The 15442-nt window shown below is 63.4% G+C and carries 6 protein-coding genes; all 6 read right to left on the reverse strand.

All coding sequences use genetic code 11. The annotated features are described in order from the left end of the window. Positions 1 to 3410: DISARM system helicase DrmA (gene drmA / locus ACO48X_RS03695; protein WP_485000619.1), on the reverse strand; the 3410-nt coding region annotated here is incomplete at its 3' end. Further along, complete coding sequence (locus ACO48X_RS03700) at positions 3400 to 6879, reverse strand: Eco57I restriction-modification methylase domain-containing protein (RefSeq protein ID WP_485000620.1); 3480 nt, start codon at positions 6877 to 6879, stop codon at positions 3400 to 3402. The genes ACO48X_RS03700 and drmA, both read right to left, overlap by 11 nt. 659 nt (positions 6880 to 7538) lie before the next feature. Next, entirely contained in the window at positions 7539 to 10685 is a 3147-nt protein-coding gene (gene drmD / locus ACO48X_RS03705; protein ID WP_485000621.1) for a DISARM system SNF2-like helicase DrmD, read from the reverse strand. Between the two features lie 223 nt (positions 10686 to 10908). Continuing rightward, entirely contained in the window at positions 10909 to 12666 is a 1758-nt protein-coding gene (locus ACO48X_RS03710; protein WP_485000695.1) for a DEAD/DEAH box helicase, read from the reverse strand. A 5-nt stretch (positions 12667 to 12671) separates the two neighbouring features. After that, positions 12672 to 12998, reverse strand: a complete 327-nt coding sequence (locus ACO48X_RS03715) for a DUF3039 domain-containing protein (protein WP_064231410.1) — start codon at positions 12996 to 12998, stop codon at positions 12672 to 12674. 117 nt (positions 12999 to 13115) lie between these two features. Next, positions 13116 to 14843 (reverse strand): HNH endonuclease signature motif containing protein, encoded by a 1728-nt coding sequence (locus tag ACO48X_RS03720; protein ID WP_485000622.1) that lies wholly within the window; start codon positions 14841 to 14843, stop codon positions 13116 to 13118. Between the last annotated feature and the right edge of the window lie 599 nt (positions 14844 to 15442).

The following is a 15442-nucleotide window of genomic DNA, read 5'->3' on the forward strand; positions in this document are numbered from 1 at the left end:
CGTTTGCCCGCCTGGGTGACCCGGGCGGCGGCAACGAGAGCGCCGTCGAGGCCGCGGTCGATCGACGTGACTGAAAAAGGAGTGACGGTCAGCGGTTCGACGCGCGCGTAGAAAGTCTCGTGAAAATGGCGGAACTGCTCGTAGTGCGCCAGGTCGCGGGGGCGGGCCCAATTGCCCAGGGTGATGACAAGCCCGGGTCGGTTCGGGTCCCTTCCCACGCGGGATGTGGCCTGGATGTATTCGGCGGTGTTTTTGGGCTGTCCGACGACAAGCATCAGGCCGAGCCGGGGAACGTCGACGCCGACTTGGAGCATGGAGGTCGCCAGGACGACGTCGTAGGGGTTCGCTGCACTATTGCGCCCCTCCGATGGCTTCCCTGCACGCCAGGCGGCCCGCGCTGCCGCCTTCGCCGCTGTAGAGTCGATGTCAGGGTCGAAGGCGAGAGCCATGCGGTCCAAAGTGGCGGTGATGTCGGCGGAGGCGATGCGCGATGTGAGCTCGCCCAGATGCAAGGCACCGAAATCCGTGCCGCGGCGGCGAGGCAGGCGCGAGCGCCCCGCCTTTGTCAGGCTGGTCTGAATGTCGTCCTGTATATAACGGGCCATGCCGGCCAGTTCCCGGGTGGCGGAGAAGTAGCCGACGAGCGTCATATAGGGATCGGCAGCGGCCCCGAGACGGTCAAAGAGGAGCTGGGCTCCAGCCATAAGGGTCTGGGTCGTCTGAATCTCAGCGGCAGTCAACCGCACTCCAGTGGTGGACAGACCCACATATAGACGCCCCGGATGGGTTTTGTCGGCGGGAACCGTGCGGGAAAAGAATGTGTCCGAGGCATCAAGCACCTGGGGCGGAAAGACAGTCACATCACGGCCGTAGAGCGAGCGGACCTGGTCGGCGACGTTGCGGACGGTGGCCGAGGATGCGACCAAAAGGGGGCGAACGGGCCGGCCGCCGGGGGCAGTCCAGGCGCACATGGTTTCGACGGCGGTCTCAAACAAACCGACCGTCGTCCCCAACGCCCCGGTGATGAGGTGGAGCTCGTCCTGGATGATGAGGTCCGGTGGTCGCAGTCGTGTGGCTGGGCGGACTGCGGCGTCCGGAAGCTTTCCCTTTGCCTTGTGACGGCTGTTCTCGCCGAGCGTGCAACCGGCATAGTCGCTGCTGGAATCGTGGCCCGGGTGGGGGACGTAACCGTGGCGCTCGCAGCGGCGGGCGACGTGTCCGAAGAGCGTGGCGGCGTGTCCCTCCCGGGCGAGCCGGGCCAGCTTGTCCACGGTGGCGATGACGAAGGCCGGCGCAAGCCTGTAGATTTCCTCGTCGGTTGTCAGAACCGGAAGGCCGTCGGGAACGTTGCCGCCCTCTGAGAAGGGACACTCGCCGAGTTCGTCGGAGCAGCGCAGGATGACGCGGTCAGCGATCCCGGCGGCGGGGCCGACAGTGACGTCGGCAGGGGTCAGAGAACGTCCGCACCAAGGGCAGTGCCCGAGCTGGAGGGCTGAAAAGCGGTGCCCGGCCCCGCTGCCTCGATTTCCTGCCCCGCCGCGCTCACGCAGGCGCTTAAGCTCGTCCTCGGCTTCGCTCACCCGCTTGGGAGACACGGCGGTGCCGACCCACAGGCCGATGCGGAAGGGCTCCTCACCCCATGTTGCTGTATCTTCCCGACGCACAAGTTCGGCGGCGCACACGAGGGTGGCTGCGCGCTGAAACTGCTGGGAGGTGAGCAGACGCAGGGTGTAGCGCATGAGGACAGTGACGCCGGCTCGGCCGTCGATGGCGCCGTCGGGCGTCTCGAGCAGCCCCTGTCGACGGCGGATGGCGAAAGCGTACGCGGCCAAGCCCAAGTAAGCCTCTGTCTTGCCGCCGCCGGTGGGGAAGAACAAGAGCTGGGCGGAAGCCAGATTGCCGGAGCGTCGCGGCAGCCCGGGGTTAGTGAGAGCCGGCAGCTGCATGAGGATGAATGCGAGCTGGAAGACGCGCCAGTGATGCGGGTGGGTGCCGGCCAGGACGCGAGCTTCGGCTTCTTTCTCGCTGATGCTAGGCTCGGCAGCTCGGACGGCGGACACCTGGGACCGCACACGCTGGTCCGCCATGACCCGGTTCATGAAGGCGAAGCAACGCCTGGCTTCGGGGTCGGCCAGGAGGTGGTTGAGGCCCTCTGCGAGCTGGTCGCGAACCTGCCGCGCCTCGGTCAGCACCTCGGCAGCCGTTTCCCGCAGGTGTTCGGGCAGAGTCGTAACGGACGTCTCCTGCTCCCCCAGCCAGGCCGTATAAGCGGACACGATCGGTTCCAGGCCAAGCCGAAGCGGATCATCTGAGCCGTCCGGGCCGAAAGAGCCGTCGGCGGGGCCGGTCGCAGCTGCGGCCAAAGCCCGCATATTGAGTTCAGCGCCCGGCACGTCGGCCGCCTTGGTCTGAGGCGTCTCGACGGTGGGCATCCAAGTGGTGCAGACCTGAAACGCCCGGCGAGGCTCTGGCTTATCGGGGTCGAAATGCACGTTCCACTCGGCCGAGCAGGTGCGTCCGACGGCAAACTCAAGACGGTCTCGATATTGGAGCTCGAGGCGGGCCTCTTCCGAGCCAACATCCGGCTCGAAACCGGGAGGCGGAGGTATGAGAGCATCGTGAACGGGAAGGAAAACGTCCCGGCCCTCGGAATCGACGTGGATCTGGGTCTGGAACATCCACGCGTTTACGGGGATGCGGCGAGACGTGACCTGATCATTGCACAGGGCTAGCTCAACAAGATAGCGTCCTCCCGGTCCACTGGCATCCCTGTATGAATCGACTCGAAGGGTTACAAAACCTTCGAGCACGTAGTCCTGAGTGCGGCCGGGAGTTAACTCTGCCAACGGCAGAGAAACGGTGTGATAGTGCGGAGTTCGGCGGTAGCGAGTGGTGCGGGATTCCCGACCGTCGGCAGCGTCATTGCGTCCGACAGATTCGTAAGTGCCCCAGCTGACGTGGATGGTGATGGACTCCAGCTCGGCGGGGTCGGCAGGGACCTGGAAGCGCAGCCCCATGGAGGCCGGGATCATGAGTCCGCGGCGCACGGGTTCGTCGTCGGCGTCCTCACCCGCGTCTTCCTCGGAAACGTTCGCGGTTTCTTCCTCGACGCCGACGACGGGCGCGCCGGTGGACGTCGCGGCCTCGAGGTCGTCTTGGGCGCCGGTCAGGCGCGTGGGCGCAATCCGGCCCAGCAAATAACGCTGGTCGGGCGAGGAGGAGAGAATCTCCTCCTCGCATTCTGCTGGGCCGATGAGCTCGCGCTTAAGCACCTCGACGATTCCGGCGCGAGCGGAGGCAGAAGTGGCGCGAAGCTCCTCCTCTAAGACGTAGTCCGATCCGTCGTCTTTGCAGTCCGCTGGTCCCGACTGGCGTTCGGAGCGGGACGGCTGGAAGGTTTTAGATGTCAAGGGTTTCCTCCTGAACGGGAGTCTTGGCGCCTTTGCGCCCCTGCCTGCCTCGAGGAGCGCTCTGTGTCAGAGCCTCAGCGGCGGCTCGGCGATGATTTTCTTCCAAAAGCCGGTCGAGAATCTCGACGCGGACCGCCGGGGAAACCGTCCAGCGAGTCACCTTCCGGTAACTGTGGAAACCGTGCGTGAGGTCGAGATCCTCCCAGCCGTACGCAGCGGCCACGGCCTTATCCAGCTCCACATGGATGGCGCGCATGCGATCTGCGTCCGTGTCGATGCCCGCCTTCAGCTCAGAGTCGTTGACGAGGTTGTAGAGCTTCGTAAGGCCGAGCTCGCGTCGCAGCATGATCTCCCGCCGCTCAGCATCCAACACGCGTCCAACGCTCTCCAACTCTGCCGTGGGCTCCGGGCGGGGAAAAGTCTCGAAAACATCCGACGGCGTGTAGCGAGGGTCATTTCGCATGCCTGACCCATAGGCGATTGCCCAATATTGGTGAACCGAGGACGAAAGAATCGCCTGCTGAGCGTAAGAATCCGTCGCGAAGACACCCAACATGTTACTAAAGACCTGGCCAGTATTAACACGAACTGGCATTACTGTCTTGCTAACGAGCGCGATCACTAGCACCTCGTCAAGGTCCGCAATCGCTTTCCGCATCGCCGGAGCCCAAGCGGCGAATCGCCACCAGTATTTTCGACGATAGTCTATTTTCACCCCTTCACGTTGAGGTTTCACATCCTTGCGAACACGAGAAAAAGGCAATTCGTACGCTGCTGCTTCTGGATACTCGCGTAGGCCAAAATCAACAACCCAGCGAGAAGGGGAACAATCGGGACGGGAGTTAAGGTCTTCTCCATTCAGGTAAGGGAAAAGCACCTCACCGTTGCGAGAATCCTCCGCAATCCATTCGGCAGCTTCTTCCGGCTCTAGGATGAACCCCTTACCAAGCACAATGCACCCTTGGAAGGCAATTCCCTGATTTTCAACGAGACGCTGAGGTTTTCCCTCCGCACGCCCGGATGGCTCCAGCAACGTGCTGATCCGAGGAACTGGCGCATCGTCACAAACCGCCATCACTCGCGGTGAAACAACGTCGCGTGTTCCCCACACAACAGCAAACTCCAGGTTGGCGCTCTGAGACAGCCACGAACGGGACTGGATAGCCCGAGTGATAGTAAAACCGGAATTGACCATCTGATCGAGTCCAACTTCGCGGGTGTCCCCCTGAGCGACAGTATTCGTCGCGACAAGGCCAAGGGTTCCGTGATCGTTGAGCAGCGAATACGCTCGTAGGAAGAAGTAAGAGATGAGATCGGCGCTCCCCCGCTGCCCTACAGCAAGCACTTGGATAAACCAATCGCGGATATTCGCCCCCATGGCGCCAGTCAGTTTCTGACCACCTAGGAAAGGCGGGTTGCCAATGATCGCGTCGAAACCTCCGGTTTCTATAACCTCCGGCATGGCCAGCGGCCAATGAAGGCAGCGCCAGCGCTCATAGTCTGTGCGCACGGTCGGCGTCAGGCCGCGTTCCAAGATCGCCTCGAGCAGGGTGTCGTCACCTAATCCATTCTCAGGGAAAGAGCGGCCGAGAGCCGCGATCAGGTCCCCATACCCTTGGTTAAGCCGTTTTCCCGGCTCCGCTCCAATCGCCGGATCAAGGCCCACGGCCACCACGGCGTCGGCCACCCGGTTCAAGGTTGCCAAGCTCTTCTCATTCTCGCGTTGAAGGCGCTGCTTCGTTTTGGTCGATCGCGCTGGATCCTTTGCATCCACTTCGCTTGCGAGCTCACGACGGCGTCTGGAAACGTCGTCCAAAATAGTGCCCACGTCAAGCTCTTTCGTATACCTCCCCGCACGATCGAACTCGAAGGCACGGTTCGTCGCCGCTCTAGGGTAAATGTGCTGAGCCTCAAGCTGATCCAGATCGGTGATCCCCAGCAACGAATTGCCGACGAAGACCTTGTTGTCCACGAAGCTAAAGGGCTTGTCTCGGTCGAGGGAAACGAGCCACAGGGAAAGCTTGCACATTTCCACCGCCATCTCGTTGATGTCCACGCCGTAAAGACAGCAGGCAACCACCTGCCTCACGGCGTCGCGCAACGCCTCACCCGGCTGGTCAGCTTCCGACGCGCCCTCCTGCGCCCAAGCATCAACAAGTTTGCGAGCCAGGAAGCGCGCTGCCGCCACAAGAAAGGCTCCCGACCCGCAGGCGATGTCCGCCACGCGCAGGCTGCGAATGCGGTCGGAAGACACCAATCTCCACTCGGTGCGATCGTCAGTCTCGTGAGGGCCCGGCGAGTAAACGAGAGGCTCCAGAGCGTATTTCACCACTTCCTCCGCCAAGGACCGGGGTGTGTAGTGAGCTCCCGCGTTCCGCCGCGAGGGGGTCTCGGTCACCACGAGGCCTCCCCGCTGAATGACGACCGGCCTGCCCCGCAGATCCTTCCGAATGATCCCGATCCAAGGTCGCAGTCTCCCACGCATACCCTCATCCCGTGTGATTGCGAGCAGGGCGCGCTCGGCGTCAGAGTCCTCGGCGGCGAGCGCCTTGGCCAAAGCGCTCGCCGTAGGAGGCTTCGCTCCTGGCTGGTGCTCCTTGATCCAGGCGATGACAGCTTTCGCAACATCTCTGTTGTGCTTCTCGGCAAAACTTTCCAAGACCGACAAAGGCACCTCGGGCTCCTCGCCCTCCTTGCCGACCAGTCCGAGAATCGTCTCCTCCGCTCGCTCGCAGGTATAGCCGAGCAGGCCCTCGTAGATGTAGCCGATCTGTTCGACGTCGATATCCCGGAAGGAGAGGCGACGCGATCCCCCTTTGAGGCGCGCGGTTTGAAGGGAACTCAGCACATGGAGCATGACCCGGTCGGAGACGGTGAGCAGCAGCCTGCCGCTTGCGTCAGCGGCCGTCAAAAAGGGGAAGCGTTCGGGATCGAACAGCGAACCGCCGTAGGCTGGGATGCGCATGTCTTCGGCGTTTACACCGCCGTGCAGGGCGCGCGAGGAAGCCAGCAGCCGGTGCCAGGTCAGGCTCGTGCCGTCCATGGATTCCTCACCCTCGTCGCGGGCGCGCGCCTCTAACTCATCGAGGACCGGGGCCAGGCCGTAACTGCCGGTATAGAGCGATTCTGTGGGCAGGAGTCCGCGTTCTTCGGCGAAGAGGAGGAAGACCGCGCGCATCATCACGGTGACGACCGCCTCGTAAACCTCCTGGGGTTCCACAGCCAACGATCCCGCGGGCAGCTCGCCGACGTCGAGGAAAGCCTCCGAGAGAGCTGAGACAATGAGCTCGACCGCGCTGCGCACCTGCGTTCCGAGTGCCTCGGTGATCTCCTCTGCGGCGAGAACCGAATTCTCGAAAAGCTTAGGGAGCCTGTGCTCATCGGTCCCGCCCACCAAACGGCGCACTCCGAGGAGCTCGCAGAAGGCGTCACGGGTAGCAGGCTCTTCGACCCACGTCTGGGAATCCACGACGCCGGAGGCCGCAGCTCCATCCCGCGGAGCGCTCACCACGGCCCACCAGCGCCCGTCGGTTACCACGCCGACAGAGCAGTTCGACCTAGGGGCGCGAAGCATGGCGGCCATACGGTCGATGGGACTCGTGGCCCATCCGTCGTTCGCCAAGTCCCGCAGAGAGTCGACCGGATCGGTGACCAACACTAGGGCCCCGACCTGCTCCCCGCGCATGAGCGCTCCCGTGGGAGTCGCCACTACCGCTTCGATGCCGTCGGAGGCGGCGCGATACGCCTCCGCCAGCGACGGGCGCGCCTCCGCCTGCGTCCAAGAGTCGCCCCAGCCTAAAACCTCGACAAGCACCGCGGACACCCACGCGTCCCGAGCCTCGCGGTATGCGCCGAGCGCTTCGCGATTCTTGTCCCAGGCGTCCCAGGCGCGGTCGAAGGCGGGCTTGGCGGCTCGCAGCGCCTCGCGACGGTCTCGTTTCAGCGCCGGCATGCCTTGCGGGTAAACCTCGGTTATAACCGGCACGGACAGGAAGGGGCCCTCTGTGTCAACCAGTTCCAGCCACTGGCGATGCTGCTGAGCGACGCTGGTTCCGCCTGACGCCCCGCGCCCGGAGGCTCGCCCCCTTGGATTCTTGCCACGACTTTTCCTCGCAGAGGCCTTCCCGTTCATGACTGTCTCTCCCATTCCTCGGCATCCTCCTCGGTGACTGCCAGCACCAGGGCCACAGGTGAAACGTAAGGCTTCACATCTTCGTAGCGCGAACGGACCGCGGCCTCTTCGCGAACCTCCTCGTCATCCAGCGCTCGCAGCCTTTCCTCCATGGCGCGAATGTCCTGAGCCCGCTGATATCGCTGCTCCTCCGCCCACGGGGCAAGCATCGCCGCACGCTCGCGTTCTTCCTCACGCGCATTCGTCAACGAGTCCTTGAGATTGTCTCGAAAAGCGGCGAAGATGCCGTGGACGCGCTTGACATCCGCGTCAAGCCGCTTGTCAAGTTCTTTCGCAACAGCATTTTGACGGTTTAGCGCACGATTATTGGTCTCTTTTACGAGACGGGTGCGCAAATGTCCGCCGTCGTTCCACAGCTCGACGAGACGCCCGAGCACCGCCTCCTTCGGGAGCTGATAGCGTCCCGAGTCGAGGGCACGGTCGAGTACATCGAGAAGGGTTCCTTCGGCGACGCGGTCTCCGCGCAGTCGCACGCCAGTGACGAAAACTTCCTCGTGCAGGCGCAGACCTCCGCGCCCCACGAGCACCAGCCGCGACATGGAGGCGGCACAGGAGTGCTCGAGGCCCGGAAGAACCACCGCCGTCACTCGTTTGACTTGGGACTGCGGGCTGAACAGGTTTGCCCGGAGAATGCGAGTCGCCTTGCGCATGAGCGAGTGGCCGAGGTGAACATGGACGATGCCCGGAATGCGCCCGGCTTCCTCGTCGAAGGTGACATGCCTGAGCACACCGGGGCGCAATCGCGTATCGAGGCCGACCAGCGCATCCTGCCAGGAGCGGTTGAGATCCGGAATGGAGAACACGTCTGCGTCGGTGTCCTCCGATCCTACGTTTTCGAGAAGCGGCTGGTGGGTCATGCGCAGTGCCTCGTCCACCACACGCCTGGCCGCCTCGGGGGTGAGATGCATAGCGATCTTCCGATCTTCATAGCCGCGAGCCAGAGCGGTCAACTCCCTGTCAAGCTTGCCGCTTCCAGCCAGAGCGGCATCGATGGCTTTCTCATCGCGTCCGCGAGCTGAGGCTTTGCGCGGGCTGCGGCCCAGAAAATGCGCCGTGATTTCCTCGTCAATGAGGGGGTTGACGGATCCGAGGTCCCGTTTTTCGTAGGCGATCTTCCGTGCCAGTCGCTCAAGAAAATCGTGGTGGCCGGCGTACAGGCCGTTCCTGCCGTCGGGCTTGAGGTAATAGACCTCAGGTTCTTCTCGCTGGCCGTAACGGTCGATGCGCCCCACCCGCTGTTCCAACCGGGAGGGGTTGAAAGGAACGTCGAAATTAACCAAGCGATGGCAATAGGTTTGAAGATCGATTCCCTCCCCCGCGGCATCGGTGGCCACGAGCACGCGCACATCCTCCTGCGAGGGAGCGGCATTGAATCGCGCTCGGATGTCTTCCCGCTCGTCGGCCGAGGTCGAGCCACGGATCACCGCCAAACGCTCGCTGTAACCCCTCTGCCGCAACACGGAAACGATCCACTCCAGAGTGTCCGCATACTCGGTGAAGACCACCACCCGTTCGCCGGTCCACGTTTTTCCGTCGGGACGGCAAACGGCGTCGAGCATGCCAACCAGGGCATCAAGTCGCGAGTCGGGCCGGGACTCGTATCCGTTTGCCCAGCTGGCAAGCTCCTCCAGGTCACTGCGCGTGGCGGCGCTAAGCGGATCCGACCTCCGAGTCGCCAACAGCGTGTCCAGCTCCGGCTGAGCGAGGAGGCCCTCCTCTTCGTCGGACTGCCCCGAACCCATGACCTCCGTGTAATAGTCGTCGTAGTCATCGAGCCCAACGCCAGGCAGCGTCTGGTCGAGGTATCCCTCCAGAGTCTTGGCGAAAGCCCACGGGCTGGACAGGAATCGCTTTTTGAGCAGCAGCGCGGCGATGTCGAGGTGGCGGCGCCCCTGTTCTCTGCCTGAGACTCGCAAGAGCCCGTCAAGCTTGGCGTAAGCCTCCTCCTCATCGGGCGACGCCATATACGGGATCGGCAGGATCCGGCGCTTTTTAAAGTCTTTGTCGGCGATCTGCGATTTCAAGCGCCGCACAGTCACAGCCCCGAGCGCCCTCTCGTCGATTTGCGCTCCTCTGGCGAAGCGCCGCGGATCGATCATCTCGAGCAGAGCGGAGAAAGACTCCGTGTAGCCGTTGTGCGGCGTGGCGGACAAGAACAGGCGATGCTCGCACTTTTCGGCCAGTCGGCGCAAAGCGCGGGTCCTCTGCGAATCGACGGCGTAGCCCCGCCCTCCGCCCACGGCCGACGGCGCCGCCGGCGCAACATGGTGCGCTTCGTCCACCACAAGCACGTCGAAAGCGTAGCGTCGGGCGGTTTGAGGCCTCCCGGCGTCCGCAAGGACCTCGCGAAGGAGCCGTTGAGCGCGCACGCCCGGCAGCCAAGCCATGGAGACGATGACGCGCGGATGAAGTCTCAGCGGATTGGCCGCCAGACCATAGGTGCGTCGGTCTTGGGCCATCCGGTCGGAGTCGACGATGACGAAGTCCAATCCGAATTTCTCGCGCATTTCGTCGCGCCACTTCAAGGAAAGGCTCGGCGGACAGACGATTATGACCGAACGTGCCCGGTGGCGCAGGAGAAGCTCCTCGACGACGAGACCCGCCTCGATGGTTTTGCCGAGGCCGACGTCGTCGGCCAACAGAAGGTTGGTGCGCGGGGCTTCGAGCGCCCGCCGCAAAGGCTCCAGCTGATAAGGTTCCAGGGTGGCCCCAGAACGGAAGGGCGACTGGAAATCTCCAGGCTTCGCGGAAGCGACGGCGCCCCAGCGCACAGCGTCAACAAATGCCCCCAGTGTGTCGGGACTGTCGAAATCTACAGCCTCGATGTTCTCAGGCAGGCCGCGATCGGGCACCACAGAATTCCCGACCTCAAGCTCCCAAATCACCCGCAGCTCTTCGCCCATGCGGTCCTCGTCGAGAGATTGGAGCGCGACGACGTGATCGAGGCGAGGCTGCCCGTCGTCGGCGGAACTGCGGGGAAGCCCTTGTTCGACGACGTCGGTCACCGCCCAGACGGCGCCCCTGACCTGAACCACCTGGCCCGGCTCTGGAAGGTCTGCACTCCGCACTGGCATCGCGCTCATCGCACCACTCGAATCTTAGGGGAATCTATCGATCGGCTCCTGGGCACCGGCTCCGTCGGTGAAAACCAGAAACGCGGACGTCGATAGGCTCCTCGATACGTGCGAATTCGACGGCAAAACAACTTCGGCAACGCTCCCGTTCAAAGAAGGCGAACTTCGAGGAACCCCGTAAAGCCCGCGAAAAGACTGCTTCTTTCCGCATTTTACGCCGGATCTGAGAGCTCTACGTCCGCCCCACGAACCATCGGCGCACCTGCCCGATTCGAGATTCGATCTGTTCAACGGAGGCCCGCGCCACCTCCGGTCCGCCGCAGATTCGGCGGAGCTCGGCGTGGACGAAGGCGTGCGGCTGGCCCGATTTCTGCGCCCAGGCCGAGACGAGCGAGGTCAGCTCCTTGCGCACCTCGCGCCGCCGCCGCGGGTCGCTGACGGGCGCCGCTTTCTTCGGCTGGGCCGATTGCGCCGCCTGGCGCTTGCGCAGAAGAGTGGTGACCTGCTCGGGCTCCAAAAGCCCGGGAATCCCGAGGAAATCTGCTTCCTCGTCGGATCCGGCCTCGGCGCCCAGCCCGAACTCGCCGCCGTCAAAAAGCGCCCTGTCAAACGACGCATCCGATTCCAGCGCCTCAAAGCCGGGGAACGCAAGCTGGTCGCTGGCCTGCTCTTCTGAATTGGCGCGCTCGAGAAGCTCGTCGTCCCAGCCGTCTTCTCGCTTCTTCTCCCCCAGGGCGTGGTCGCGTTCGACCTCCATCTCGGCCGCTAGGCCGAGAAGCTGCGGGACGGAGGGGAGGAACACCGTCGCGGTCTCGCCGCGCTTGCGCGCGCGCACGAAGCGCCCGATCGCCTGAGCGAAGAACAGCGGGGTCGAGGCCGAGGTCGCATACACTCCGACGGCGAGCCTGGGCACGTCCACGCCTTCGGAAACCATGCGCACGGCAATCATCCATCGCTCGTCTCCAGCGGAGAACTTGGCGATCCGGTCGGAGGCGCCGGCGTCGTCGGAAAGCACCACGGTTGGCCGCTGCCCGCTGATGTCCTCCAGCCTTTCCGCGTATGCGCGGGCGGCCTTCTGGTCGGTGGCGATGACGAGGCCCCCGGCGTCGGGAATCGATTTGCGCACGGCGGTCAGGCGTTCGTCGGCCGCGGCGAGGACCGCCTGGATCCAGTCGCCCGCGGGGTTGAGGGCGGTCCGCCAGGCCTGCCCGGTCATGTCTTTGGTCAGAGGCTCGCCGAGGGTCGCTTCGACGACGTCGCCCTGCTTCGTCTGCCACCGCATCTGCCCCGAGTAGCTGAGGAACATGACGGGCCGCACGACGCCGTCGCGCAGCGCCTCGGCGTACCCGTACGTGTAATCGGCGCGCGAGCGGAACACGCCGTCGCCGTCGTCGGCGTACTCGACGAACGGGATCGGCGAATCGTCGGACCTGAAGGGCGTGCCTGTGAGCGAGAGCCGCCGGGCCGCTCCTTGGAAGGCCTCGCGTATGCCGTCGCCCCAAGAGAGGGCGTCGCCGCCGTGGTGGATCTCGTCGAGGATGACGAGGGTCGGCCGAGCGGCGGTGCGGCGCTTGTGAAGCCCTGGATTCGCCGCGACTTGCGCGTATGTGACGCACACTCCGTCAAAGAAGCTGCCTTCTTCGCCTTGCGCGTTCGTGAAGTCTGGGTCGAGAGTGAGCCCCACGCGCGCGGCCGACTCCGACCACTGCGTTTTCAGATGCTCGGTGGGGCACACGACGGTGACCCGTCGGACAGCTCCCTTTGCCATGAGCTCTGTCGCGATGCGCAGGGCGAAGGTCGTCTTCCCCGCTCCGGGCGTCGCCACTGCGAGGAAGTCCTGCGGCTGGCTTGCCATGTACGCCTGGAGCGCCTCGGCCTGCCATGCCCGCAGGGACGACGCCGTGCCCCAAGCCGCGCGTTGCGGGAAGGCGGGCGAGAGGGTCTCTGCGGCGTGGACGGAAGCGGTTTTCGGGAGTGGGTGGCTGCTCAGGCTGCTCACTTCCCGTTCCCTGGGACGTCGGGGCCGAAGGGCCACGAGGAGCCCTGCTTGCCGAGCTCGTCGCGAATGGCCTTGCATGTCGGGCACACGGGGTACCTCTCGGGATCGCGGGAGGGTGTCCACACTTTCCCGCACAGTGCCACCACCGGATGGCCGGACAGGGCCGATTCGGTGATCTTTTCTTTGCGGACGTAGTGCGCATAGCGCTCGTCGTCGCCGGGGCTGTGCTGCTCCTGTTCGCGTTCGAGGACATCGACGCTTGGGGAACCCGCGGTCTCCGGGCTTTCTGGACCGCGCGGCGGTTCGGGAGGCAGTGTACTCATAGGGACGATCTTAACCCCGCCCGCCACGGCACGCTCAGCCCCTCCGCCGGGACGTATCCCACACGCCAAGCCTGCCCATCAAAATTGCCGCCGACATATTCCGTTCACGTTTTCCGTTCATGTTCCGTTGCGACGCACGCCTATCACCGCCCCGTCTTTTCCGCTGAACAGAAACCCTCCGTCGTGGTGAAAGATCGTGACCATCTCACGATGAACGAGGCTGTGGTGATGCCAGCACAGCAGAACGGCGTTGGCGAGATCTGTGCGGCCTCCCGCTTGCCAAGGCAAAGCGTGATGAATCTGCCCGTGGGCAATCGTATCGGAACACCCCGGATAACGGCATGTCCGATCCCTGGCGACGACGGCTCTGGCCTGCGCAGGTGTGAACAGACGTTTTTCGCGTCCGACGTCCATCACTTCGCCGCTTGACGAAAACACGACGCGGGAGACCGACGAGTCACACATCAATCGCGCCAACTGGGTCATCGACAAAGCCGAACCATCGTCTAGCGTCGCCGGTTCAATCCCCTTCAAAGCGGTTAGGTCCACGGCGGCGGGCATCACCGCCAGAAGCTTTCCAAGCTCCCGGCTTTCTTCGCGAACCTGATCGAGGCAGCGGCCGATGCGTCCCTGCCCGCCGCCGGCCTCGCAATGTCCATCGAGTTTTCGCCCTGCCGTTTGCCGCTTTTCTTCGAACGATCGGATTCGCCCTTCGAGCAACTCGACTTCTTCTTTGAACGATCCGGTTTCAAGCTCGGAGCGCGAAGAATCAGGCCGCTCTCCGATTTCGCCGACGGGCCTCTTCTCGGCGGCGTCCCAGTTCTGGTCGCCACGCTCGTCTGAGGAAAGGCCGACGTCCAACGACGCGCACGGTCGAGCGGCCCTTTCCGCCCCCACAAGCGTCGCCAAAGGCACGTGAACGGACAGGTGCGGGCGAATTCTTGCGCCTCTGCCCAGGCTGCCCTCGTCCAGTTTGAGGCTCGCCAGCTCAATCAAGGCGCTCGCACGACGCTGAGGCAGGGTTCTCGCATCGTCCACGCTTTTGCGCCCCATTAGAGCACTCAACGCGGTGTCCAGGATTGCAGACGTCTCGCTTGAAAGCCACCCGGTGACGCGCATGCCGAGTCCCTCGGGCGCGAAAGCGACCCGCTCGTCTTTCACCTCCGACTTTTCAAGCTCAACGCCCAAAGCGGGATCGTCCCTCAAAGCGCGGGCTCTGACCCGCCGTTCGAATTCCCGTGCCCCGCAACGTTTCGCCCAGGAAACGAACTCTTTTTGAACTCCTTCGCCGTTCACGGCCTTTTTCAAGATCGGGGTGGAAAAGACCTTGCGGACGACGTCGACGTGCTCGGCAAAAATCTCACCGGTTTTAAGCGCTCTCGACAGGACAGGCAAATCTTCTTCCAAGGCGCGGGCCCGTTTGATTTCCCTTGTGGCGGCCTTCGGCGACTGGCCAGAGGACCTCTCGTTCCATTGAATGAGCGTACGCACCCCCGAAGACCGCCAGCTGCGCCTCTCGTCGATGGCTACGAGCATCCGCCCGCGCACAGCGCCTAAACGAGAGGCGAGTTTGGCCAGAGCCTGCGCACCTGACAGAAGCTGCTCGTCGGACAATCCGAAGACGTCCTTCTCTCCCAACTCGGAGACAAGCGTTTCCAACTCCGCAAGGCACTCGCCAAATCCGCGCCCCTCTCCGGCAACCGGAATCCGCCCTTCCCTCCCGTTGAGCAAGCTGAAGGTCGACGCATGCGCTCCGCTCCGAGCGGACGCAACGTCAAGAATGCCGACGTCGGCGCTCATGTCAACGGCCTCCTTCAACCTCAGGCTCTCATCTTTCACTTTCATTATAGAACTTAAGAAGTGTTATGTCAATTTTTTGTTCGAATATTTTTCCTCTAAATATAAGGTAAAGATTAAATTTTAAGAATGAATTTATCGGCAACCGTCTACAAACCATATCGCCAGCACATCCCCGCCTTTCCGACACAACCCATCGCGGTACGCGTGGCGCAAGCCGGCGTTAAAGCACATCCGACTCTCCGGCACAACCGGCCCCAACGGCTCCGGTCCATCGGCAAACCGATTCATAAGCAAACGAGCCCGCGCCCGAAGCGCCGGAGCACGGCTCAAACCAGCCAGACCCAAGACGGCGCAGGCAAAGCATCGCCCAAACCAGCCAGCCCCAAGACGCCGCCGACAAAACGCCGCTCAAACCCACAAGACCGCCCCATGAATCCGCCGCCCCAAGCCCACCGACAAAAGGCTCCTAAAATAAAAATGGGGTCCGGACCAGACCCGGACCCCATTGGCTCTTTTCAGAGCGATGCCGCTCAACTGCGGCTTTTATTCACAGCCACGTCAATGTTTTCGTGGCAACGGCCTCTGTTCGCCGTCGACATTCTCGATCAACCTTGAGATCGTCAGTCGACGCTCGAGGCCTCTAC

This window comes from Peptidiphaga sp., assembly GCF_057238965.1.